Consider the following 24,243-nt stretch of genomic DNA (forward strand, 5'->3'; position numbering starts at 1 on the left):
CGTCAGAGGGAGCCGAGCAGCCGCGGAATTTCCCGCAGCGGAAGCTGCCTTTGGACGGCGCCGATATCGTAAGCCACCTTGGGCATGCCGTACACGACGGACGACCGCTCGTCTTGTCCGAACGTTCTCGCCCCCTTCCGCCGCATCGCGAGCAGCCCTTTGGCCCCGTCGTAGCCCATGCCCGTCAGGATGACGCCGATCGCGCTTCCGCCCGCCTCCCTCGCGACCGACTCGAACAAAATATCCACGGACGGGCAATGTCCGTTTACTTTCTCCCCTTCCGCGCATTCCAACCTGAACGTATGTCCCGACCGCTTCACCCGCATATGCTTGTCGCCGGGCGCGACGTACGCGCATCCCGCCCTCACCTCGTCTCCCGTCCGCGCTTCCTTGACCGTTAGCTGCGTCTGCTGATGAAGGCGTTCCGCGAACATTCTCGAGAAAACGGGGGGAATGTGCTGGGCGATCACAATCCCGGGTACGGAGACGGGCAGGTTGCTCAGAATATGGAAGATCGCCTCGGTTCCCCCCGTCGAGGCCCCGATCGCAATCAGCTTGGCGGGGCCCGCTTCCGTCCCGGTCGCCCCCGGCGCTCCGGGGGCGGACGGCTCCTGCGGCGCCACCTTCGATTTCGCGGCGATTTTGACTTTGATGATCAGCTCTTGAATAAAGCGCGGCAGCGCCTGGGGAGACGCCATATTCGGCTTGGCGACGAAATCCACCGCCCCGGCGGCCAACGCATCGAACACCGCTTCGCTCACGGAACTCACGACAACGACCGGAATCGGATATTGCGGCAGCAGCCTTCGCAGGAATTCAATGCCGTTCATTCCAGGCATCTCGACGTCGCACGTCATGGCGTCGGGCCTGTGCTTCAGAATCTGGTCCCGCGCCTCGAACGGGTCGGCCGCGGAAGCGACGACAACGATGGACGGATCCAGCGCCAGCGCCCGGGCAAGCAGCTCGCGGAATACGGGCGAATCGTCCACAATCAGTATTTTAATCGGTGCGTCAGCGCGCAATCGGCTCACCTCGTCTGCTCCAAGAGCCGTTATTATAGCTTGCGATATACGGCGGGCATGACGTACTTAAACCGGGTGGAATCGCGGTTTAACGATTCGGATTGCCCGATGAACAAATACCCGCCGTATTCCGTCATCTCATACAGACGGTCGACAAGCTCCTCCTTCGTCGCATTGTCGAAGTAGATCATGACGTTGCGGCAGAAAATGACGTGAAACTTCCTCTTGAAAGGGCATCCCTTGTCCATCAAGTTGTATTTGCGATAGATGACTTGATTGCGAATACGGTCGACGAGCACGAACTGATTCGAATCGTACCGGTTGAAATACCGCGTTTTCCAGCTGTCGGGCAGCGGAGCGATCTTGTCGCTGCCGTAGATTCCTTCCTTCGCCGCATCCAATATCGCGTTCGAGATGTCCGTCGCCAGCACCCTGGTGTCCCATAACGCCCGCTCGTTTCCGAAATATTCGTCCATAATCATCGCCAGCGTATAGGGCTCTTCGCCGGAGGAGCAGGCGGCGGACCAAATTCGCAAATCGCGATCTTTGCACACGTGCTCCAGGAAGGGAAGGACGTAATCGCGAAAGTAATCGAAATGCGCCGTTTCTCTCATGAAAAACGTATGATTGGTCGTCATCTTGTCCACCAGCGTCGCCACGGCTTCCCCGGTCCGGTCGCCGACGAGGTAATTAAAATACTCCGAGAAGCTGGTCATGCCGAGCTTCGTCAGAACGGGGTACAGCCTCCCGGTCACCAGCGCCCGCTTCTCGTCCTTCAGATGAATGCCGTAGTGCGAATGAATAAAATCGGCGATTCGTTTGAATTCCTGGTCCGATATCGTAATCATGCTCTCAATATTTGCCGAACTCTTGATCGCTCAATTGAATGCGATATTTGGGAACGGCCGATTCTTCGTAGCTTTCGCCCGGAGAGCTTCTTCCCCTCAGGCTCTTCATATTCTCCAGCACTCGGATCATCTCCGGGCTAAGCGCCTCCAGGTCTGCGGCTCCGTGGGCATGAAGCTGCCTTCTCAGCCTGAAGCGGGACACCTGCTCCTTAAGCATTATCGCCTGACCGGACAGCTCCTCGCTGGCCGCCGCGCTCTCCTCCGAGGTCGCCGAATTCGTCTGCACGACCGACGAAACCTGGATGATGCCTTGATTCACCTGCGAGATGCCAATGGCCTGCTCGTTCGAGGCCGTAGCGATCTCGTGCACGAGAGTCGCCACCTGCGCAACGCCGTCGACGATCTGATTCAGCGCCGCGGCCGTCTCGTTCGCGATCCTCGTGCCGCCTTCCACTTTCCTGATCGAGCCCTCGATCATCGCCGTCGTTTCTTTCGCCGCGTTGGCCGAGCGAGCCGCCAAATTGCGAACCTCTTCCGCGACAACGGCAAAGCCTTTGCCGTGCTGCCCGGCTCTCGCCGCTTCCACCGCCGCGTTAAGCGCCAAAATATTCGTCTGGAACGCGATCTCGTCGATCACTTTAATGATTCGGGAAATATTGTTGGACGCTTCGTTGATCTCGTCCATCGCCTTGAGCATTTCCTTCATTTGCTCGTTCCCTTGCACGGCGTTCTTCTTGGCGCTCTCGGCAAGCTGGTTCGCCTGATTCGCACTGCCCGCGTTCTGCGTCGTCTGCGCGGATATTTCCTCCAGCGAAGCGGTCAGCTGCTCCACGGAGCTCGCCTGCTCGGTTGCCCCTTGCGACAGAGCGACGCTCGAATCCGACACCTGCTTCGCGCCGGCCGTCACCTGCTCGGCCGCGGAGGCGATGTTGCCCATGACGTCGTTAATGTTATTCGCCATCTTCTTGAACGCGGCCGACAATACACCCACCTCGTCCGTCGTTGCGGCTTCGATCTCGACGTCCAGATCGCCTTCCGCGAGCCGGTTGGCGGCCCCTACCAGCTTCTTCACCGGATTGCTGATCATTCGGGAGATGACGATTCCGAGCAGTACGGCGACGATCATCGCGATGACGACAATGACCAGCATAATCGTGACCGTGCTGTTCGTCGTTTGCGTATTGGCCTCCGATTCGCGTTGTCCGTCGGCGACCTTCATATCGAATAGCGTCTGAATCTGATCGTTGATGAGCAGCGCGATTTCGGTCGAATCTTCCAGCAGGTCGAAGGCTTGATCCCCCTGATTGGACAAAGCCAGACCGAGGATTTTCTCTTCTATCGGCGTGTACTCGTCCATATTCGCCTTCAGCGAAGCGAACGTCGCCTTGGCTTGATCGGACATCAGCGTTTTTTCGAATTTGGACAGGAGCGTCGGGATCTCTTCGTTAATGGCTTTGATATTGTCGGCATACTTGCCTCTGTCCGAGCTGCCGTCCTCCAGCAGAATATCCCGAAGGTTGACGCGCGAACGTTGATACAGGGTGGAAATCTTGCCGATATCGCTGCTGGCGATCCCGTAATTGATATACAGATCCGTGTAATTCTTATTGATTTTATTCAAATTGAGAATGCCGACAACGCCGACAATCCCCGCAATCAGGGCAACCAGTACAAAGCCGGAGATCAACTTCACGCCAACATTCAGATTGCCGAACGCTTTCCTCATCTCGATTCCTCCAATTGTTCGATATCCTTGTCGTTAATCAGCTTTTCGCAGTCCAGCAGCAGCTTCACTTCGTGGTTCACCTTGCCGATCCCCATAATGTACTTGTTGCCCGTCTGGTTCACTTCCGGCGGCGGGACGATCTCGGAGTCCGGAATCTCCATAACCTCCGATACGAGATCGACGATCAATCCGATCGAGATCCGCGAGATTTCGATGACGATGACGCACGTTCGGTCGTTATAGCCGACCGACGGCTTCTTGAATCTGAGCCTGACGTCCATGACGGGAATGATCTTGCCTCTTAAGTTGATGATGCCTTTAATGTAATCCGGCAGCTCCGGCACTTCGGAAATCGGCTGCAATCCGATAATCTCGGTCACGTACTTGATTTCGATCGCGTAATATTCCTGGCCCAGGGAGAAGGTCAAATACTTCCCTTTCTGCGTATCCTCCTGCGAAGCGTCCATCCATTCCGTCGCATCCATTCTCGTTGCTCCTCTCTAGGTATGTACCGGTTCCGGCTGCCAATCGTTCATCAGCCCCTCGACATCGAGGATCAGACTGATGCTTCCGTCGCCCAGCAGCGTGCAGCCCGCCAAGCCGTGAATGCTGCGCGTGTTCTTGATGTAATCCGGAAGGGCCTTCACGACGACCTGCTGCTGCCCGAGCAAGCTGTCCGCGAACACGCACATGGCGCGTTCGTCCTCCTCCAGAATAATCAGAATGCCCTCGGACATCGTCTTGACGTCCGTAGCCACGCGGTATCGTTCGTGAAGACGCAGAATAGGCAAGCATCTTCCGCGGACGACAATTACTTCGTTGCCGTCGGGATCGATAATAATGTCCTGCTCGGCCGGTCTGAACGACTCGCGGATCGCTATCGTCGGCAGCGTGTAGCAGGCCTCTCCGACCTTGATATTCATGCCGTCGATGATCGCCAGCGTAAGGGGAATTTTCAGCGTAATCGCCGTGCCGGCGTCTATCGCGCTCTCGACGGACACGGCCCCGCGGATCGCGTTCAAGTTTTTGGTGACGACATCCATTCCGACGCCTCTGCCGGAATACTCGGAGATGGTTTCCTGCGTCGAAAATCCCGGCAGGAAAATCAAGTTGTAAATTTCTTTGTCGCTCATCTCGCTTCCCGCCTTGTGCAGCAGGTCCTTCTCCGCCGCCTTCCGCAGGATGCGGGCTTTGTCGAGGCCTTTCCCGTCGTCCCTGACGACGATCTGCACCTCGCTCCCCGCCGTCTTCGCTTCCAGGGACAGCGTGCCGGCAAAGGGCTTCCCCTTCGCGGCCCGTTCCTCTCCCGTCTCGATGCCGTGATCCAGCGCGTTGCGCACCAGGTGCATCAGCGGGTCCGCGATATGCTCGATGATGTTCTTGTCCACTTCCGTCTCTTCGCCGGAAATCCGCAGCTGGATTTCCTTCCCCAGCTTACGGCTCATATCGCGCACGATGCGCTGCATCTTCTGGAAGGTGGAAGCGATCGGCACCATGCGGATCGACATGACCATATCCTGTATTTCCCCGGTAATCTTGCGCAGCTGTCTCGACGCCTTCTGGAAGCTTTCCAGTTCAAGCCCGGCGATGTCGGGATTTTGCGTAACCATCGCCTCGGCAATGACCATCTCTCCGACCAAATCCATTAGCCTGTCCAGCTTGTGGACATGTACGCTCAGCATGCTGTGCTGAAGCAGCGAGCCGTGCTCCGCAGCCTCCGGCCGATTCGACGCCGGATCGGGCCCGGACGAAGGCTCCGCGCCGTCCGGAGCTTCCTTGCTCTTCAGCTCGAAATCCTCGACATGGCTTGTCCTCATGAACGCATCGTAGATTTCCTCGTAGGCCTTCTCCGTGGTCAGCACAAGCTGCAGGCCCCGTTCTCTGATCCGCTGCGTGCTGGACTCGTGATCCTCCAGGTTTTCCGGCACGTGGGATACCTTTTCGCAAATTTCTTTCAGATTGCGCACCAGGGCGATGGCGCGCACATTTTCCATCTCGCAGCCGTCTTTATAGAACAGCACGGCCTCGTATACGCTGGCGCCCTTCGGTTCGTTCGCGGACCTTGCGGGCGCCGCGCCGGCGCCATCTTCGCCGCGCAAGCCGTCGATCCATTGCCCGATCTGCGCCGCGAGCCGGGAGCAGTCGCCGTCCGGTTGATCGCCGTTCTTTATTTTCTCGAGCTCGATCTTCAGGAAATCGATACACTCCAGCAGAAGATCGGACATCCTGACGTTATCCAGGGCCATTCCGTTCTTGGACCGAATCAGAGCAAAGAGGTCCTCGATATGATGCGCCAGAGCGGCGATATTTCCGAACAGCATCATGGCGGACGAGCCTTTGATCGTATGCATGATTCTGAATATTTCATTGACCGTATTCATCGGCAAAGCGCTCGATTTTTCGCTTTCCAGAATGATCGTCTCCAGCAATTCGATCTGCTGCGACGTCTCGAACAAGTACATCTCCAGCATTCCGTCATGGATGCTCTGATCACTCACGAATATTCCTCCTCGCGTTCGCGGCGATTCCCTTTCCTGTTTTCTTTATACAGGTCAGAAATGATAAAAAAATAAAAGATGATAAAGATTTATGAAGTTTTGCGGCCTCACGACAAAAAAGCATGCCTCCCGGTTCCGGAAGTCCGGATGGGAAGCATGCTCTCTGTCCGATTTGGAATCGCGGCCGTACGGCGGGGGCCCGGTCAGGCCGCTTCGGCTTTCTCCGCCTTGGCCGCTCTCGGCAGCAGGTTAACGATAAAGATTTTGACCAGCGCGAGCGCCAGCAGCAGGATGAAAATCGCGTGCATGCCGGCCGCCATCTGGGACGGAATATCCTCGGTCACGACCCGGTTGAACAGCATGCCGAATACGGCTACCGCCACCGTCTGCCCGAGCGTCCCCATGAAGGAGTTCGTGGAGGTGGCCACGCCGCGCATGCTGCTCGCGGCGGAATTCTGGATCGTCACGATTGCCGGAGTGCTAATGCAGCCCATGCCGAAGCCGACCAGAACGAGCAGCCCGATGATATGCCAGTAAGAGGAGCCCTCGTGCAGCGTGTACAGCCACAACGCTCCGCACGCGACGAAGATCGTTCCGAGCAGCATGAACCTTCCCGCGCCGAAGCGGAACATGTAGCGGCCCGACAGGTTCGAAGCGATCGGCCAGGCAAGCGACATCGGCATCAGCATCAATCCCGACGTCGTGGCGCTGAGTCCCATTACGTTCTGAATCCACAGCGGAATATAGATCGTTACGCCGGCGACGATGCAAAATCCGAAAAAGCCGAGCGCGTACGGAATCGTCAGCCGCCGCTCGCGGAACAGCGACAGAGGCAGCATCGGCTCCTTCGCCGCGGATTCGATAAACAGGAAAACGACCAGAAATACGACCGCTATCGCGAACAGGGCGACGATCTCGAGCGAATCCCAGGCGTATGACTCCCCGCCGGTCAGCAAAGCCAGCAGCAAACACGAGATGCTGATCGTAAACGTCAAAGCGCCCCAGTAATCGATTCTGCTCTTCGTCACCTTCTCGAACTTCTCATGCAAGAACCCGAGGACGAGGACAAAGGAGAGGACGCTGATCGGAATGTTCATATAGAAAATCCAACGCCACGTAATCGTATCGACGAAATAGCCGCCCACGAACGGACCGACCAGTCCGGCAATCGACCACATCGACGACAGCACGCCCTGCACCTTGCCCCGCTGGACGCCCGTATACATATCTCCGATAATCGTGAAAATGACGGGAGTGAGCGCGCCCGCTCCGATCCCTTGAATCGCCCGGAACCAGATCAGCTGGGTCATCGACTGCGCCGCTCCGCACAAAATGGAACCGATCAGAAACAGCGACAAGCCGATGGCAAAAATCGATTTTCTGCCGAACAAATCGGCCAGCTTGCCGAAAATCGGCGTCGTGACGCAGGTCGTCAGCGTATAGATCGAGAAAATCCAGCCGATCAGGCTCAGCCCCTGCAGGTCTTTGACAATGCTCGTCGTCGCCGTCGTCACGACCGTAGAGTCCAGCGCTCCGATAAACAGCGCCGACAGCAGCCCGATCGTAACGACGGTGCGGTTGGTTTGTTTTTGCGACATCTTGCTATCCTTCTTTCCCGCTTATCATGCTTGTTTCGGTGCTCCGGCGATCATGGGCGCCGCCCGCGGGCCGGAGTCCGACATTAAAGAGTCTACCACATTTTCCGCTCCCCGGACGACAAAAAAGAAGAGGCCGCCCCTAAGCGCTTCCTCCAGGAGAGATATCCCCCATCTTTGTCTATCGATCATCTTAGGCAGCTTTGCTTGAGGACCGGCCTCCGCTTAATGACGGGGGCTTTCCTCAATAACCTGTACCGCCTTCGTCAATTCGCGAAGAATGTCCGACTGAAGCTGCGGCTCCTGATAGATCGCTTTGATATAGGCTTCGCCGGCCTGACCGGACGTATAATGCGGCGGCAAATGATTCAGCGCCAGCAAAACGATGTCCATCTGGCACTGCTCGCAGCTGCATTTCAAAATTCCCGTTTTCACGTAATGCTCGTCGAATAAACCGCTGACGATCGGTTCCATCGCGTTAAAAATGGACAGCTCGCGCGAAAAAAACATAAGCACTCTCCCACTCGCATCCTTCCCGTCATGACGTTCGGATCGGAAACGGCCTCTCTCTGTTTCTCGTTATATCGGAAGAATGCCCGCAAATCTATAGATGTACCGCTCAAGAGAAAGCCTAGATCCGGCGGGCCGCATAAGCCTTTAAGCAGGCTTGGCAAATACAGGCTTTATTCCGCGTCCCCGGCGGGAGCAGGTCGAACAGGCCCGGAGGAAACTTCTCCCCGGCGCACCAGCAAGCGCCGGGCGGCTCGTTCGCCGCGCTCGCGCATGCGTTGCCTTGGCCGCACAGCGGACACTTGCCCGGATCGATCGCCTTCCCGTTATCCGTCCCCATATCCGCGCCTCCCTTTCGTCTGTCTCCCATTAGGATAGCAGATTTTATATTTGCCGAAATATCAAAAAAAGCCGTCCCCCGCAGCGGCGAGGAACGGCCATACCGTCAGATTCTGGCTTTCAGGAACTGCACCGCCGCCGCAATGTCCGCTTCCGGGTTCGCGCCGACCTCGCGCTCGATCGTCAGGTAGCCGCCGTAGCCGATGTCGCGAAGCGCCTGCAAATACGCGTCCCAATCGACGCCGCCCTCGCCGAGCGGCACCTCGCGGAACGAGTCGCCCGATTCGGCGTCCTGCGCGATCTTCTCGTGGTCGAGCGGGTCGAAGCCGAGCGCGCCGTAGACGAGGCGCGGGTCGACCTCGCGCAGCCGGATGCCGTCCTTCGCGTGCGTGTGCACGATGTAGTCACGCAGGTTGTAGACGCCTTGCGCCGGATCGTCGCCGGTCACCATGACCATGTTCGCCGGATCGAAATTGACGGAAACGCCTTTGGAGCTTAAGCCGTCGAGGAAGCTCTTCAGGTGCGCCGACGTTTCCGGACCGGTCTCGATCGCGAAATACGCGTTCATGCTCGTCGCGTACCGGCTCAGCTCGTCGCAAGCCAGATGCATCGCCTCGTAGACTTCGCCGTTCTTGTCGTCCGGCACGATGCCGATGTGCGTCGTGACGACGTTCGTGCCCAGCTCGACGGCCAGATCCAGAATGCGCTTGGACTTCTCGATTTTGGCCGGGTTCGCCAGCTTATCCTGAAAGCCGTGACCGCCCAGATCGCCGACAAGCGCGGAGATTTCCAGACCGAGCGACGCGATATACGATTTCCACTCTTTGCGGGCCGCGGCCGACAGATTCGCCGGGTCCATCTCGCCGGAGACGGCATAGATTTGCACGCCGTCCGCTCCTACGTGTTTCGCCTTTACCAAGCCTTCGCGCACGCCGACTCTGAAGCTGTCGACGATGACGCCGATTTTCCAAGGGGTTGCGATTCCGGACATTCCCTCTCACTCCTTCTTCAAATTTCGTTCCATATCCGCCTGGTGTTGTCCAGGGCGATTTTCGTCGCCCGCACGCAGGGCTCCATGCCTTCGAACTCGATGGACAGGTAGCCGTCGAAGCCCGATTCCTTCACGATGCGCAGCGCCCCGCGGGTGTCGAGATCGCCTTGACCGGCAATCGCGCCTCGCAGATACGCTCCGTTCGCCGATCTGAACCAGCCGTCGCCCGGGTCGGCCGTCGCCGGCCGAATATAGAAATCCTTGACGTGAACGATCGACGCCAGCTTGGCGTTGTTGCGCACGCCGGAGAGCGGATTTTCGTCGACGCAGACGAAGTTGCCGATATCTAGCGTCGTGCGGAAGTTGTCCCGCGCGACTTCGTTAACGATCGCCTGCACCCTGTCGCTCGCCTGCACGTAATAGCCGTGATTTTCGATGCTTGTCGTAATGCCGTACTGCGCCGCATAATCGGCGATCCGGCAGCAGGCCTCGGCCAGCCTCGGAAGGTCCTTCATAAATTGCCGGATGGAGCGGTCCTCGGAGTTCGCCACGTCGTGGCGCATCAGCTTGACGCCCAGCGCGGCGGCGACGTCCACCTCGCGCTTGACGCGGTCAATCTCCCGCTCGAACGCCTCGTCGTCCAGACTCGCGAAGTTCGCGCCGATCGCATAGTTGGAGATGTCGATGCCGACCGCCGCCGCCTTGCCGCGAATCGCTTCCACCAAAGCCGGCTCGGCGGTCAGATCGAGGCCGAGCGGCACAATCTCAACGTGCTCGCCGCCCAGCTCGGCCACCTTGCCGACGACGCCGACGAGATCCAGCTCGCCCTTCTCTACGGCCTGCCATAAGCTGTAAGAGCTGATCCCGAGCTTCATAGACGGACCTCCTCTCCTTTGGCCGCGGATTCGTAAATGCCGCACAAAATTTTCATGATCTCCACGCCGTCCCCGACCGGGCTGATCTGCTCCGTTCCGTTCGCGATGCAATCGACGAAGTGGTCGACCTCGTTCTGGAACGCCGCGTCTCCGGAAAACCCGGCCAAGCTGTCGGTCTGGGGCTGGATGTTCAAGATCGTATCGTGCTTCTCCGTCACGATGACAACCTCCGGATCGATCTCGAAGCTTCCTTTGTCCCCGTACAGCCGAACCATGCCTTCGTCTTTTTTCGCGTGCAGCGAATAGCTGACGTCGACCATGATCGAGGCGCCGTTCTCGAAACGGATGATCGCGCTTGCCAGGTCCTCGACCGTGTTTTTGGATGCGTCGTAATCGGCCGCTTTATAGAAGGAGAGGTGCTTGACATTGGAGCGGTTGCCCAGCTTCCGATACGTATTGGCGCTGACCGTCGTCGCCTTGGGCTTGCCCATCAAATACCAGCACAAATCGATGACGTGGACGCCGATGTCGATCAACGGACCGCCGCCCGAGCGCTCGACGTCCGCGAACCAGCCCCCCGGGTTGCCGAGCCGGCGAAGCGTCGACGCTTTGGCGTAATACAGCTCCCCGAACTCGCCCTGCTCCGCGAATTCCCGCAGCATCTTCACGTTCGGATCGTACCTGCGCACATAGCCGACCTGCAGCAGCTTGCCGGTTTCGCGCACCGCTTGCTCGACCTCGTACGCCTCTTCCATCGTGCGGCAGAGCGGCTTCTCCACGAGCACGTGCTTGCCCGCCCGCAGGGCGGCGATGCTGATCGGCGCGTGCGTATTGTTCCAGGTGCAGATGCTCACGGCGTCGATGTCCGCGTCCGCGAGCAGCTCGCGGTAGTCGGCGTACACCTTGCCCGCTCCGTACTTGTCCGCCACTTGGCGCGCCCTGGCTTCGTTCACGTCGCAGATCGCCGCGATCTCCGCGCCCGGATTGCGCGCGTACGAATTCAAATGCATCTCCGAAATCGATCCCGTACCGATGACGCCAATACGAATTTTTTGCATCAGTGCAGCACTCCCTAAGCTCACATTTGTTCTCAATTCGTATTATAATGGGATGAAAAGCCGATGCCATGCAGAAGCATGCTCATTATTTGCACGATCGTGCGGTCGGAGGGATACGATTGAAGAAACACGCCGCTTTCAAGGAACCGATGCCGATGCCCAATCCGTCCTTTCCCATTAAAGTCCATCCGCCGTCGGGCCGCAAAATCGTCAGCGGGCAGACGCTATTCGTCCCTCATTGGCACGAGCATATGGAATTTCTATTTTTCGTCTCGGGCGGCGCGACCATTGAATGCGGTTCCAACCCGGTCGTATGCCGGAGCGGCGATCTGTGCGTCGTGAACAGCAACGAACTGCACTACGGCTTCAGCACCTCGGACGATTTATCCTATTATGCGATGATCGTTGACATCTCCCTGCTTCACAGCCATGCGATGGACGCGGTGGAAACGAAATTCATTACGCCGATTATCCGCAACCGGATTTTGTTCCAGAATCTCGTCTCAAGCGACGAGGAGATGAACCGCTGCATGCGGGCCATCATCGACGAACTGCAGCAGGAGGAGCTTGGCTACGAGCTGTCCGTCAAATCCCATCTCTACCGGATGCTCTCCCTGCTCGTACGCCAATACGTCGCCACGACGTCCGAGCTCGACGAGTACCGCCACCGGCTTCGGGAGCTGGAGCGGCTGGCGCCGGTTTTCACTTATATCGACGAGCGCTACAAGGAGAAGCTGACCGTTCAGCAGCTCGCGGACATCGCCGGACTAAGCCGCTACCACTTCAGCCGGCTGTTCAAGGAGGCGACGGACAAGTCCCTGATCGAATACGTCAACATGATCCGGATCAACAAAGCCGAGAACATGCTGCGAAGCAAAAGCATGAATATATCGGAGATCGCCCTGGAGACCGGCTTCAGCGATATTTATTATTTCAGCCGGACGTTCAAGAAGCTGAAGAAGGTGTCGCCGACGGAATGGCGGAACGGCGATCTCTAGGGCGTGTATGCAAACCCGCTCAGGTGCATCTTTCACCGCCTTTTCGCCCCTTGCTTCGACCCTTTGACGTACCCCCCGGTACGCCTTCGCAAAAGTTCCTTGCAGGGAACGAAAATTCGGCCATATCTGCTGTCCTCGGAGTAGGCATACACGCCCTAGCGATCAGCTCTCTTCGGCCAGCTCGCCTTCCATCTGCCGCTTCCACTCCTCCAGCTTGCGAACGGACACGGCGTCCCTGGATTCGCCCAGAAGCAGCCGCAGCCGTTCGTACACGTCGCTCCGGTAAGGGTCGAGCTCGAGGAGCTTCCACAGCAGCCGTTCCTTCACGGACGCGTCCGCCGTCTCGGACAGCCGGTCCAGATGACGGATATACGCCGTCTTCAATTCGATTCTCCGGCTTTCCGCCCAATCGTAATGCTCGGTCTCCAGAAAATCCCCCCTGTACAGCTCCAGCAGTTCGTTCGCGTCCCCGCCGTCTCCGCCGCGCATGACGGCGTTCAGCCGTTCGGCATCGCTGGTGACGTGGTCCGCGTTCATCCAGTAGCGCTCGTCCCCGAACGCCACCATGTCCGGAAAGCCTTCCGTCCGCAGCAGATTGCGAACGTTGTACAGCGTCGTATGGAACAGCGACTTGGCGCGTTCGGAATCGACGTCGGGCCAGAGATGATCGAGAATATGGTAGCGGTAAACCGGCTTTCCGCCATGGCTCCACAAATAAGCGAACAGTTCTTTCGTCTTCCGCGTCCGCCAAGTGACGAGCCGCCCTTCTCCGCCGTACAGCTCCAGGCTCCCCATCACTCTCAGGCTCAGCTCCTGCCGCGCGGCCGCCGGCGCGCTCTCGCCCGGACCCGCTCCGCCTTCGGCCGCCGAATCCGCCCTTCTCGCCGCTCTCGTCCGCAGCGCCTCGTATCGTCCCAGCGCCTTGCGGAGACGATCCTTCGCGACCGGCTTGAGCAAATAGCCGATCGCGTTCTTCTCAAACGCCTCCAGCGCGTATTGATGGTAAGCGGTCACGAAGACGATCTCCGCTTCGGGACAGCGCGCGCTCAGCAGCTCCCCCGCGACCAGTCCGCTCGTTCCGGGCATCTCGATGTCCAGGAAGATCAGATCGGGACGCAGCTTGGCCGCTTCCTCCACCGCCAAGGATACTTTGCTATACTTTCCGACGACCTCGACATCCCCGATTTCTCTCAGCAAAATTTCCAGCACGTCGAGGGCGATCTCCTCGTCGTCGATTAACAGCGCTCTTATCATAGGCTCCCTCCCGGTATGCGAAGCTTGACTTGCGTGCCGTGTCCGACCAGACTGCGATATTCCAGCCTGCCTCCGTACAGCATCTGCAGCCGCCGATTCACGTTGCGAATGCCGACTCCCCCGCTTTTCCCTTTATCCAGGGCGTCGAGCGTATCCCCGTCCATGCCGATCCCGTCGTCTTCGACGACAATCTCTATGCCCGCGCCGAAGCGGCCGACCGTAACGGTCAACGTGCCTCCCTCGGGCTTGGGTCCGATGCCGTGCCGCACGGCGTTCTCCACGATCGGCTGCAGCGTAAGCGGCGGCAGCAGACAGCGAATTCCCTCTTCGATCCGATAACGGACCAGCAGCCGGTCGCCGAAACGAAGCTGCTCGATGGCGAGATAGGCTTTGACCAGCTCCAGCTCCCGCTCCAGTTCAACCCGTTCCCCCTGGAAGACAAAGGTGAACTTCGCCCGCAGGTAGGTTGTCAGATGATGAATCGTCTCCCGCAGCTTGTCCACGTCCTTGTAGCTGAGACCGACCAGCGCGTTCATGCTGTTGTACAGAAAATGCGGAGTAATCTGCGCCTGCAGGAAGTCCATCTCCCGGCGCACGGCCTGCTCGGACGAGCTTTTCATCGCCAGCAGCGATTGCACCCTCGCCTTCAGCTCCGCCAGCTCGAAAGGCTTCTGCAAAATATCGTTCGCTCCCGCGACGAATGACGCCACCATATCCCCCGTCTGCCCGGAGGCGGTGAGCATCAGCACCGGCAGCTCCGCCAGACCGTGCAGCTTGCGAATTTCCCGGCATACGTCGAGTCCCGAGACGCCCGGCATCATCAGATCCAGGAGCACCAGATCCGGCTTCGGATGCCCGGACAACGCCGCGAGCGCTTCCGCGCCGCCGCCGACCGCCGTATAGCCGCATGCCATCGCGCCCGCCGCATGGATCAGAATTTTCAGGTTGGAGGGCTCGTCGTCCACGATCAGCACGTGGAACCGCTGCCCCGGCTCGCGGTGCGTCGTGCCGGCCAGCGCGTAGAACGGAGTCGTCTCCGGTTCGATCGCGGCGGCGACTTCTTCCGACTCGGAATCGACGGGCAGCGTAAACGTGAACCGCGAGCCGACGCCAACCTGGGATTCGACCTCCAGCCGGCCTCCTTGAAGCTCGGTCAGCTGCTTGGAGATGCTCAAGCCGAGCCCCAGGCCGGAATTGGAGGAGGCTCGTCCTTCCTCTTCCTCGTACTGCACGAACGGCTGGAACAAGCCGGCCAGCGCCTCGGGGGGAATGCCTCTGCCGGTATCCGTCACCGATATGGCCAGTTCCTCGCCGCGGCGTTCCGCCGTCACCTCGACCCGTCCTTTTTTCGTATTGTTCAGCCCGTTTTCCATTAAATTGTGCAAAATCTGCCTGAGCCGGTTTTCGTCCGCCTTCACCAGCGGAAGCACCGGAGGCAGCGCATTGACGAGCTTCACTTCCCGGTTCGTCGAGGCGATCGTCAGCGTCTCGATGACGAAGCGGACGGACATTCCCACGTCCACGGAAGTCGGCTGAATCGTCAGCTGCCCGTGGCGAATCCGGTTCAAGTCCAGAATATCGTGCACCAGTCCCGACAGCCGGCGGCCCAGCAGGTGCAGCATGTGGATGTTGTCGCGCTGCTCTCCGCGCAGAGGCGTCTCCCGGTCGTCCAGCAGCGCTTGCGACAGGTTCACGATTCCGTGGAGCGGCGTGCGCAGCTCGTGCGACGTCTTGGCCAGAAATTCGTCCTTCTGGCGGTCGTACTGCAGCAGCTTGGCCGTCAGCCGCTCGCTTCGCCGGAACGCCGTCCGCATCCGGTCCGACATCAGGAAGGCCTGGGAGAACACGAGCAGCATCGGAGTGACGATCATGTAATACGGATTGTCCAGCGCGAAATGATAGCGGGTCTGTCCGTAAATCCAGGTGGCGATCAGGAAAAAACAGCCCATCATCATATAATAGCTGTCGTGCGGGCTGCGGCGATGATTGCGGAAGATGGCGTAAAAAATCAATCCGAAGGCTACGATCTGCAGCACGATCGCCACCTGCCAGAAGAAGGACAAATAGTGATTCGGGGCCAGCACGAACAGCACCAAATAGACGAAGCCGAAGCGGCACAGCCACAAGTACGCGGAATTGTTCTTCTCGTCCAGGTAGCGGTAGACATAAAGGCCGAAGAAAACGAAGGTCAGATAGGCGAACAGGAAAACCAGCTTTTGCAGCCAGGAGAACGGAATGTCCGGCACGAGCGCGGTCGCCAGAATCTCGTTGTCGATCAAGAAAAACAACCCCGTCGACAGGCAGAAAAAGCAGAAATGCATCAGATGCCTTTCCCGGCGCCATTGCTTAAACATCCCCGCGTAGTACAGCCCGAACACCAGCATCGTCGTCACGAGGATCATGTCGGCCAGCCGCGAATGGTCGCGGCGCTCCATCACCGCCCCGGTCGGTCCGAACTCCGGCGCCTGCACCAGTCCTCCTTCGATAAACCGGAAGCTCGCCACCTGAATGACGATTTCCACCGTTCCGTCCGCGGAGGAGGGCGCCGTTCCGAAGAAAGGAAAGTTGCTGGGGACGAATCGCTCCTCGCTCAGTGCCGGGAGGCCGTTGCCGCCCAGATCCGCGCCGTTTATGTAAATATGGCTGGACAGCCGGATTTTCTTCGCTCTCAGGCTGAACGATTCCGCTCCGTCCACCCGCACGAGCAGACGATAGGTTCCCGCCCCGTAGCCGTTTTTTCCGTCGGAGCCGAGCACGCCCTTCCAGCCCCCCGGCACGTCGACGAGCGTTCGCTTTTCCTTCAGCCGGGACGAGTCCGGGCCGCGGAAATCCTCCGGTTCCAGCAGCAGCCCTTCGTAGAACTCCCATTCCCCGCGCAGCGGAATAATCCCGCGTTCGTCGTAGTTCCAACGGGACGAGTCCAGCACTCCGCCTTTCGCTTCCGGATAATCCTTCATCGGGGTCAGCCAGTTAAACATATTGACGCAGGTCACGATTCCGAATACGAGAATCGAACCGAGCAAAAACGACAGTTGTTTGTTCATGCCTCCATCATATAACAATCCGCGAGCCGTTTCGATCCTCTTTTGCGCCGTCGGCGGCGAATTTTACTCGCTTGAAGATGAGGACTATACTGAATGGAGACGATGTTGCGGCTGTGTACGGCCGCGGCAGCGGGGAGGAAAAATAATGTCCGGAAAAATATTGATCATGACCGCCGTCGAGGCGGAAAAGGAAGCGGTGCTGAGGGGACTGCGCGGAAATCCGCTCTGCGAGGTGCAGGCCGCCGGCGTCGGGCCGGCCGCCGCGGCCGCGAGCACGGCGCTCGCCCTGGCCGGGAAGGCCGGGGATTACGGCCTCGTCGTCAGCGCCGGCATTGCCGGCGGCTTCGCCGGGGCGGCCCCGGTCGGCTCGATCGTCGTCGCCAGCGAGGCGGTCGCGGCGGATCTCGGCGCCGAGACGCCGGAGGGATTTGCCGGAGTGGACAAGCTCGGCTTCGGAACGAATCGGCTGAAGGCCGATGCCCGAATCGCTTCGCGGCTTCTCGAAGCGCTTGGGGACGCGGGAATTCCGGCCAGTCTCGGACCCGTTCTGACGCTGTCGACGGTCACCGGCTCCGCCGCGACGGCGGACGCTCTGGCCGCAAGGGTGCCGGGCGCGGCCGCCGAAGCGATGGAAGGCTACGGCGTCGCGGAAGCGGCCAGCCGCTTCGGCATCCCGTTCATCGAAATCCGCGCGATCTCGAACGCCGTCGGACCGCGCGACAGAGCCGCCTGGCGCATCGGCGACGCCCTTGCCGCCCTGGAGGCGGCCAGCACTTATCTAACGGAGGTAATCTCGTCATGAAAATCGCTTACTCGCCTTGTCCCAACGATACGTTCGTCTTTCACGCGCTCGTGCACGGCCTCGTCCCGGGAACGCCGAAGTTCGACGTGACGTACGCCGACATCGACGTGACGAACGGTCTCGCCGCCAGCTCGACGGAGCTGGATATTCTGAAAATCTCCTATGCCGCCCTGCCGTGGGCGCTTCCCGAATACAAGCTGGTGCCGTGCGGCGGCGCGCTGGGCAGAGGATGCGGACCGCTCGTGCTGCGAGCCGGAGCGGACGAATCGACCCCCGCCGACGCCGCGGCGCTGTCCGGCAAACGCGTAGCGGTGCCGAGCGAGCGTTCGACCGCTTACTTGCTGTTCCGGCTGTGGGCGGCCCGCAGCGTGCCGGGAGGCGTGGGCGAGATCGTCGTCATGCCGTTCCACGAAATTATGCCCGCCGTGCGGGACGGCCGGATCGACGCCGGGCTCGTCATCCACGAGGCGCGGTTTACTTATCGGAACTACGGCCTGTCCCAGATCGTCGATCTGGGGAACTGGTGGGAGAGCGATACCGGCCTGCCGATCCCGCTCGGCGCGATTCTGGCCCGCCGCTCCCTCGACCTGGAGCAAATCCGCGAGTGGATTCAGGCCTCCGTCGCTTATGCGTGGCAACATCCCGAAGCTTCCCGGAGCTATGTAATGGAGCACGCGCAGGAGATGGACCCGCAGGTAGCCAAAGCGCATATCGATCTGTACGTCAACGAGTTCACCTCCAGCCTGGGAGACGACGGCTTCGCCGCCGTGACCACGCTGCTGGAGAGAGCCGTCGCGGAAGGTCTCGTTCCGGAGATGGATGTGGCGGCGCTTCGTTCGTAACGAACGGGGCGCGCGGCTCCGGATAACCGTCGGAGGAGCCGCGCGCCCTTATTTTAGATGAAGCTGTTGATCAGCAGCCCCGTCGTCGGAATTTGCAAATACGATTGCATCGTCGCCTGATAAGCGGCGAACTGCTGCAGAGCCAGCATATGCTTGTTTATGAGCGCGCTGGCCGGAACGTCCTGAAATCGGGCCGCTTCCTTCTCCAGGCTTCCGGCCCATCCGCCGACCGTTCTCGCCGTTCGTTCGGGAGCCGCGCTCAGGCTCTCCCGGAACGCCTTCTCGTCCAGCCGCAGCGTGCCGTCGCCGTTAGCGCGAATGCCGATCGCGGCGTACGAATCTTTGGAGGCCGCTTCCTCGAAGCTTTGGCGAATAAGCGGATTCAGGTAGCCCCCCGCTTCCTTCAGACGGGTTAGCGTTTCGTTATAGCTGTCGACCAGCTTGCCCGCCTTGGCGACCGAATCCGTGTCGCGCCCGAGCTCTTGGGCCGACAGCCGAAGCTCGCCGGCCGCCTCCAGGAAATCGGCAATGCCCGACGCGGCCTGCTTGACGAACTGTTCGTAAGGCGACGGATAAGATCTTGTCCCCATGCCGGACGGTTGACGGTATCCGGCCTGGTGAAATGGAGAATACATATAAGGGGAAACCGGAATGACGGCTCTGCTCTCGTTGGCGACCGAGTAGATCATCGCAATCCTCCTCCTTATCGCTTTGTTTCGTTATCCATCTGATTTCACTATATCATCCGCCCTATTTTTATACAATTAACCAGATCGCAGGAAAATCAAACCCGCTAAGACGACAGGCGGCGGACAAAAAAAGGGAGTCAAATCGAGCTTCGCGGCACAATCTAATCTTTATGGCGGAAATTCGCCGATCGATCTATTATCTAGATCATTCCTATGCCTAATAATGTCTATATCCGAACATAAAAATGAATTAGAATGGATACAGGTGCGCTTAATACGTATTGGCACCCGTGTATGACTAACATGAATGCAGAGGGATGCACAATGTCAGTGGACAATGAAAACATGCAAGAATTATGGCAGCAGTTTTTCGGCCCCAATCTTGGCTATGTCCAAGAGCAGTACGACATCTACCTTCAGGACCCTGAAGCGGTAAGCCCCCAATATCGCGAGCTCTTCTCGCAATACGGCGCTCCTCCGCGCGCGGACGCCGCAACGGCGTATCCGGTTAACGCACCGCAGGCTTCCGGCGCATCGGCCCCGTTCGACGCCAACCTGCTCAAGAAAGCCATTGCAGCCGGCCAATTGGCCTGGAATATACGTTCGTTCGGCCATCTGGCCGCCGATATCGATCCGCTCGAGCTCAGCCCGAAAGCCAATACGGAAATGATCGAGCCCGCTACTTACGGACTGACCGAAGCCGACTTGAAGCAGCTTCCTCCGGATTGCGTCTGGGAAGACGCCCCTTATCCACTGCGCAACGCCTGGGAAGGCGTGCAGAAGCTGCTCGAGGTCTACACGGGCCCGATCGCCTTCGACTTCGGCCACGTCCACGTCGAAGAAGAGCGCAAATGGCTCGGCAAGCAGGCCGAATCGGTTATCCCGTCTACGAAGCTGCTCGCCTCCGAGCGCGAATCTCTGCTGCGCAAGCTGTTCGAAGCCGAGCAGTTCGAAGATTTCCTGCAGCGCACCTTTGTCGGACAGAAACGTTTTTCCGCCGAAGGCATTGAAGCGCTCGTGCCTCTGACGGATGAAATCGTACATGAACTTACCAATGCAGGCGCTCGCAATGTCGTCATGGGAATGGCGCATCGCGGTCGTCTTAACGTGCTTGCGCACGTATTGGGCAAGCCTTACAGCACCATTTTCTCGGAATTCCATCATGCGCCGAACAAACAGCTCAATCCGGCGGAAGGTTCGCTCAGCATCAATTACGGCTGGACCGGCGACGTCAAATACCATCTCGGGGCCAATCGTTCGATTACGTCCGGCGAGACGGCGGAAACCCGCATCACGCTGGCCAACAACCCGAGCCACCTGGAATACGTCAATCCGGTCGTCGGCGGCTACGCCCGCGCGGCTCAGGAGGATCGCACGAAACCCGGCTATCCGGTGCAAAATTTCGATCAGGCGGCTTCCATCCTCATTCACGGGGACGCGGCGTTTATCGGCGAAGGCATTGTGGCGGAGACGCTGAATTTCAATAACATTTACGGCTACACGTGCGGCGGAACGATTCATATTATCGCCAACAACCGCATCGGCTTTACGACGGAAAGCCAGGACTCCCGTTCGACGCATTACGCGAGCGACTTGGCCAAAGGCTTCGAAATTCCGATCGTTCACGTCAACGCGGACGAGCCGGACGCCGTGATCGCCGCGGCGCGGATGGCCAGCGAATACCGCAGACGGTTCAAGAAAGACTTTGTGATCGATCTGATCGGTTACCGCAAATACGGACACAATGAAACCGACGATCCGGAAACGACCCAGCCGCTGATTTACAAGAAGGTAAGAGCCCATGCCAACGTCGCCCGTCTATACGGCGAGAAACTGGTTCGCGAAGGCGTCCTGAGCGAGGAAGCCGTCGAACAGGTCAAGCGCGACGTGCAGAATAAGCTGAAGGACGCGTACGAGGAAATCAAAAACCGCGAAGGCAACAGCCCGGTCCGGCAATCGCATGCTCCGGAATTCTCGCTCGACGCGCCGAAGCCCGTAACGGCCGTGCCGCTGGAGAAGCTGCGCAGCATCAACCGAGATCTGCTTCAATTCCCGGAATCGTTCCATGTATACGGCAAGCTCAAGCGGATTCTCGAACGCCGCGCGGACGCGCTGAACGACGGGGAGAAGGTGGATTGGAGCCATGCCGAGACGCTGGCGTTCGCCACGATTCTGGCCGACGGCACGCCGATCCGGCTCAGCGGACAAGACGCCGAGAGAGCGACGTTCGCGCACCGCAACCTCGTGCTGCACGATACGGAAACCGGCGCGACGTTCTGCCCGCTGCACGCGATTCCGGAAGCGAAGGCCTCGTTCGCGATCCACAACAGTCCGTTGTCCGAAGCCGGCGTACTCGGCCTGGAATACGGCTATAACGTGTTCGCGCCGGAGACGATGGTCATCTGGGAAGCGCAGTTCGGCGACTTCGCCAACTCGGCGCAGGTTCTGATTGACCAATTTATTTCGGCCGGCCAGTCCAAGTGGGCCCAGCATTCCGGCTTGACGATGCTGCTGCCGCACGGTTACGAAGGCCAGGGACCGGAGCACTCCAGCGCCAGGTTCGAGCGCTTCCTCCAGCTGTGCGGGGAAGGCAACTGGACGGTCGCTTACTTGTCCAGCGCGGCCCAATATTTCCATCTGCTGCGCCGGCAGGCGTCGGTGTTGAACACGGAACACGCGCGCCCGCTCGTCCTGATGGCTCCCAAGAGCATGATCCGCAACCCTTACGTGGCTTCGTCCGCGGCCGAGCTGAGCGAGGGAACGTTCCAGACGGTGCTTGAGCAGCCCGGTCTGGGCGACCAGCCTGCCAAGGTCGAGCGTCTCGTTCTCTGCACCGGCAAGGTCGCGATCGACTTGGCCGAAGAGCTCGCCAAGACGCCGGATACGAACCGCGACTGGCTGCACGTCGTTCGCGTCGAGCAGCTGTACCCGTTCCCGAGACAGGAGCTCAAGGCGATCTTCGATCGCTTCCCGAACCTGTCCGAAGTGCTGTGGGTTCAGGAAGAGCCGAAAAACATGGGCGCATGGGGCTTCGTCGAGTCTCGCCTGCGCGAGCTTGTCGATACGGAGAACGTGTCCGTCAGCTACAACGGCCGTCCGAAGCGTTCGAGCCCGGCAAGCGGCTACCAGCAAATCCATGCGTTCGAGCAGCAATTTATTATTAACCAGGCTCTGGTTCAGAAGAAAAAAAAGAAAACCGCAGTTAAATCCGGGAGGTAACTTCAATGCATGACATTCTTGTACCGGCGATGGGCGAATCCATTACGGAAGGAACGATCTCGAAATGGCTCGTCAAAGTAGGAGACAGCGTGAAACAAGGCGATCTCCTGCTGGAGCTGGAAACCGACAAAGTCAACCTGGAAATCAGCGCCGAACAGGACGGCGTGATCGCTGAAATTCTGGCCGGTGAAGGCGATACGGTCAAGATTGGCGAACCGGTGGGCAAAATCGGCGCGGCGGGCGCCGGTGCGCCTGCGCAGGCTCCGGCAGCTGCTCCCGCTCCGGCGCAGCAAGCCGCCAGCCCGGCCCCTGCTCCGCAGCCTGCGGCTGCAGCTTCGGCTTCGGCTTCGGCAGCCCCGGCAGCCGCTTCCTCGGCCAACGACGGCGCCGCACTGGCTACGCCTGCCGCCCGCAAGCTGGCCCGCGAGAAAGGCATCGATCTGACCGCGGTGCCCGCGCGCGATCCGATCGGCCGCATTCACGCCAGCGACGTCGCTTCCGCCGGTACGGCTCCGGCTCCGAAAGCAGCCCCGGCCGCTTCGGCCGCGATCGATAAGCCGACTTCGAATTCGAACAAGCCGGAGGAACGCAAGCGCATGTCCCGCCGGCGCATGACAATCGCCAAGCGTCTGGTCGAAGCGCAGCATACGGCAGCCATGTTGACCACCTTTAACGAAGTGGACATGAGCGCGATTATGGAAATTCGCAAGCGCCGTAAAGATTCTTTCAAGGAAAAGCACGAGGTCGGCCTCGGCTTCATGTCCTTCTTCACGAAAGCCGTCGTCGGCGCGCTTAAAGCGTTCCCTCACTTGAACGCGGAAATCAGCGGCGACGATATCATCGTCAAGAAATATTACGACATCGGCATCGCGGTATCGGCGAAGGAAGGCCTGGTCGTTCCGGTCGTACGGGATGCCGACCGCCTCGGCTTCGCGGAAATCGAGCGCTCTATCGTTCAATTGGCCTCCAAGGCTCGCAATAACACGCTGGAATTGTCCGAGCTTCAAGGCGGCACGTTTACGATTACGAACGGCGGCACATTCGGTTCCCTGCTGTCGACGCCGATTCTGAACGCGCCGCAAGTCGGCATTCTCGGCATGCACAAAATCCAGCTTCGTCCCGTCGCCATCGACGCGGAGCGCATGGAGAACCGTCCGATGATGTACATCGCCCTCTCCTACGACCACAGAATCGTCGACGGAGCGGAAGCCGTGCAATTCCTCGTCAAAATCAAGGAAATGCTCGAAGATCCGGAAACGCTGCTGCTCGAGGGCTAATGCCCAATGCAAAAACGGCTGCTTCTCGTCGAATCTCGTCCTCCAGAGGACGGCTTCGGCGAAAGGCGGCCGTTTTTTTCATGCTCCCTTAATTGGGGGTCGGATTGGCGGGAGATTTCAATGGGCTCCTGTCTTCAGATTTAATGGATGTTGCGGAAGAAATTCGAGGTTAGTTTGACTGACTTGATGGGGGGAATGCGCTGCCGGCCGTTAGCCCGATATCGCTCGCTTAAGCCTGTCGATTTCCAGTTCGTTTCGGCCCGTACGCGCCGCGAGGTATTCGACGTCCTCTTTGGTAGCCAGCGTCTCGATCTTGCCGTTGATGGATTCGAGCAGGGCGACTACGTCTTCGTTCGATTCGGCTTCGATCCGATCCAGTTGAACCTTAATCTCGTCAAGTCTGCCGTCCATGCCGTCAAGTCTGCCGTCAATACCGTCAAGTCTGCCATCAATGCCGTCAATTCTGCCGTCAATGCCGTTAAGCCTGCCGTCCACAGTGTCAAATCTGTGATTGACCTCTTTGGCGAACGTTTCTTGATTTTCCTTGACGGATTTCAGCTCGGTTTGGATCGACTCCAGTATCGTTTTCAGTTCCGGGTCCATGGCTTCATTTCTCCTTTCGTTTTGGTAGCTTTATTGTAGCAAATTGGACGGGA

The 24,243-nt window shown here is 59.1% G+C and carries 20 protein-coding genes; 5 read left to right on the forward strand and 15 right to left on the reverse strand.

The window, feature by feature from the left end:
* Positions 1-2 precede the first annotated feature (2 nt).
* The 11 genes from ACFFT4_RS13705 to ACFFT4_RS13755 form a co-directional block, all read right to left on the reverse strand.
* A complete protein-coding gene (locus ACFFT4_RS13705) occupies positions 3-1,022 on the reverse strand; it encodes a protein-glutamate methylesterase/protein-glutamine glutaminase (protein WP_378048480.1) in 1,020 nt (339 codons plus the stop codon).
* Between the two features lie 32 nt (positions 1,023-1,054).
* Positions 1,055-1,870 carry a CheR family methyltransferase gene (locus tag ACFFT4_RS13710; protein WP_378048482.1) on the reverse strand — a complete coding sequence of 272 codons (816 nt, stop codon included), beginning with the start codon at positions 1,868-1,870 and terminating at the stop codon, positions 1,055-1,057.
* A gap of 4 nt (positions 1,871-1,874) precedes the next feature.
* Positions 1,875-3,596, reverse strand: coding sequence for a methyl-accepting chemotaxis protein (locus ACFFT4_RS13715; RefSeq protein ID WP_378048484.1), 1,722 nt, complete (start codon positions 3,594-3,596; stop codon positions 1,875-1,877).
* Complete coding sequence (locus ACFFT4_RS13720) at positions 3,593-4,081, reverse strand: chemotaxis protein CheW (protein ID WP_378048485.1); 489 nt, start codon at positions 4,079-4,081, stop codon at positions 3,593-3,595. Before ACFFT4_RS13720 ends, ACFFT4_RS13715 begins: the two co-directional genes overlap by 4 nt.
* A gap of 15 nt (positions 4,082-4,096) precedes the next feature.
* On the reverse strand, positions 4,097-6,094 hold the full coding sequence (locus ACFFT4_RS13725) for a chemotaxis protein CheA (RefSeq protein WP_378048487.1): 1,998 nt from the start codon (positions 6,092-6,094) through the stop codon (positions 4,097-4,099).
* Positions 6,095-6,297: 203 nt separating this feature from the next.
* Positions 6,298-7,692: an MDR family MFS transporter gene (locus ACFFT4_RS13730; RefSeq protein WP_378048489.1), complete on the reverse strand. Its 1,395-nt coding sequence runs from the start codon at positions 7,690-7,692 to the stop codon at positions 6,298-6,300.
* 222 nt (positions 7,693-7,914) lie between these two features.
* Positions 7,915-8,199 (reverse strand): late competence development ComFB family protein, encoded by a 285-nt coding sequence (locus ACFFT4_RS13735; protein ID WP_378048491.1) that lies wholly within the window; start codon positions 8,197-8,199, stop codon positions 7,915-7,917.
* A 121-nt stretch (positions 8,200-8,320) separates the two neighbouring features.
* On the reverse strand, positions 8,321-8,539 hold the full coding sequence (locus tag ACFFT4_RS13740; RefSeq protein WP_378048493.1) for a cysteine-rich CWC family protein: 219 nt from the start codon (positions 8,537-8,539) through the stop codon (positions 8,321-8,323).
* 105 nt (positions 8,540-8,644) lie between these two features.
* Positions 8,645-9,529 carry a sugar phosphate isomerase/epimerase family protein gene (locus ACFFT4_RS13745; RefSeq protein WP_378048495.1) on the reverse strand — a complete coding sequence of 295 codons (885 nt, stop codon included), beginning with the start codon at positions 9,527-9,529 and terminating at the stop codon, positions 8,645-8,647.
* Positions 9,530-9,546: 17 nt separating this feature from the next.
* Entirely contained in the window at positions 9,547-10,404 is an 858-nt protein-coding gene (locus ACFFT4_RS13750) for a sugar phosphate isomerase/epimerase family protein (RefSeq protein WP_378048497.1), read from the reverse strand.
* Positions 10,401-11,462: a Gfo/Idh/MocA family protein gene (locus tag ACFFT4_RS13755; RefSeq protein ID WP_378048498.1), complete on the reverse strand. Its 1,062-nt coding sequence runs from the start codon at positions 11,460-11,462 to the stop codon at positions 10,401-10,403. The genes ACFFT4_RS13750 and ACFFT4_RS13755 overlap by 4 nt, the downstream gene beginning before the upstream one ends.
* A gap of 119 nt (positions 11,463-11,581) precedes the next feature.
* Here ACFFT4_RS13755 and ACFFT4_RS13760 point away from each other — a divergent pair, with 119 nt between their 5' ends.
* Positions 11,582-12,460 carry a helix-turn-helix domain-containing protein gene (locus ACFFT4_RS13760; RefSeq protein ID WP_378048499.1) on the forward strand — a complete coding sequence of 293 codons (879 nt, stop codon included), beginning with the start codon at positions 11,582-11,584 and terminating at the stop codon, positions 12,458-12,460.
* Between the two features lie 162 nt (positions 12,461-12,622).
* Here ACFFT4_RS13760 and ACFFT4_RS13765 read toward each other — a convergent pair whose 3' ends face one another.
* Both ACFFT4_RS13765 and ACFFT4_RS13770 read right to left on the reverse strand, forming a co-directional pair.
* A complete protein-coding gene (locus tag ACFFT4_RS13765; protein ID WP_378048501.1) occupies positions 12,623-13,714 on the reverse strand; it encodes a response regulator in 1,092 nt (363 codons plus the stop codon).
* Positions 13,711-16,758, reverse strand: coding sequence for a hybrid sensor histidine kinase/response regulator (locus ACFFT4_RS13770; RefSeq protein ID WP_378048503.1), 3,048 nt, complete (start codon positions 16,756-16,758; stop codon positions 13,711-13,713). The genes ACFFT4_RS13765 and ACFFT4_RS13770 overlap by 4 nt, the downstream gene beginning before the upstream one ends.
* Before the next feature lie 145 nt (positions 16,759-16,903).
* On the opposite strand from ACFFT4_RS13770, the gene ACFFT4_RS13775 reads away from it, so the two are divergent.
* Both ACFFT4_RS13775 and ACFFT4_RS13780 read left to right on the forward strand, forming a co-directional pair.
* The gene (locus ACFFT4_RS13775) at positions 16,904-17,560 is read left to right on the forward strand and encodes a futalosine hydrolase (RefSeq protein ID WP_378048505.1); all 657 of its coding nucleotides are present in this window, start codon (positions 16,904-16,906) and stop codon (positions 17,558-17,560) included.
* The gene (locus ACFFT4_RS13780; protein WP_378048507.1) at positions 17,557-18,402 is read left to right on the forward strand and encodes a 1,4-dihydroxy-6-naphtoate synthase; all 846 of its coding nucleotides are present in this window, start codon (positions 17,557-17,559) and stop codon (positions 18,400-18,402) included. Before ACFFT4_RS13775 ends, ACFFT4_RS13780 begins: the two co-directional genes overlap by 4 nt.
* Positions 18,403-18,455: 53 nt before the next feature.
* Here ACFFT4_RS13780 and ACFFT4_RS13785 read toward each other — a convergent pair whose 3' ends face one another.
* Positions 18,456-19,091: a hypothetical protein gene (locus ACFFT4_RS13785; RefSeq protein WP_378048508.1), complete on the reverse strand. Its 636-nt coding sequence runs from the start codon at positions 19,089-19,091 to the stop codon at positions 18,456-18,458.
* Positions 19,092-19,415: 324 nt separating this feature from the next.
* Between ACFFT4_RS13785 and ACFFT4_RS13790 the strand changes: the two genes are divergently transcribed.
* Together ACFFT4_RS13790 and odhB are read left to right on the forward strand one after the other, a co-directional pair.
* The gene (locus ACFFT4_RS13790) at positions 19,416-22,310 is read left to right on the forward strand and encodes a 2-oxoglutarate dehydrogenase E1 component (protein ID WP_378048510.1); all 2,895 of its coding nucleotides are present in this window, start codon (positions 19,416-19,418) and stop codon (positions 22,308-22,310) included.
* A gap of 5 nt (positions 22,311-22,315) precedes the next feature.
* Entirely contained in the window at positions 22,316-23,587 is a 1,272-nt protein-coding gene (odhB, locus tag ACFFT4_RS13795; RefSeq protein WP_378048511.1) for a 2-oxoglutarate dehydrogenase complex dihydrolipoyllysine-residue succinyltransferase, read from the forward strand.
* Positions 23,588-23,797: 210 nt separating this feature from the next.
* Here odhB and ACFFT4_RS13800 read toward each other — a convergent pair whose 3' ends face one another.
* On the reverse strand, positions 23,798-24,190 hold the full coding sequence (locus ACFFT4_RS13800) for a hypothetical protein (protein ID WP_378048513.1): 393 nt from the start codon (positions 24,188-24,190) through the stop codon (positions 23,798-23,800).
* Between the last annotated feature and the right edge of the window lie 53 nt (positions 24,191-24,243).

This window comes from Cohnella cellulosilytica (assembly GCF_042431195.1).
GTDB lineage: Bacteria > Bacillota > Bacilli > Paenibacillales > Paenibacillaceae > Cohnella > Cohnella cellulosilytica.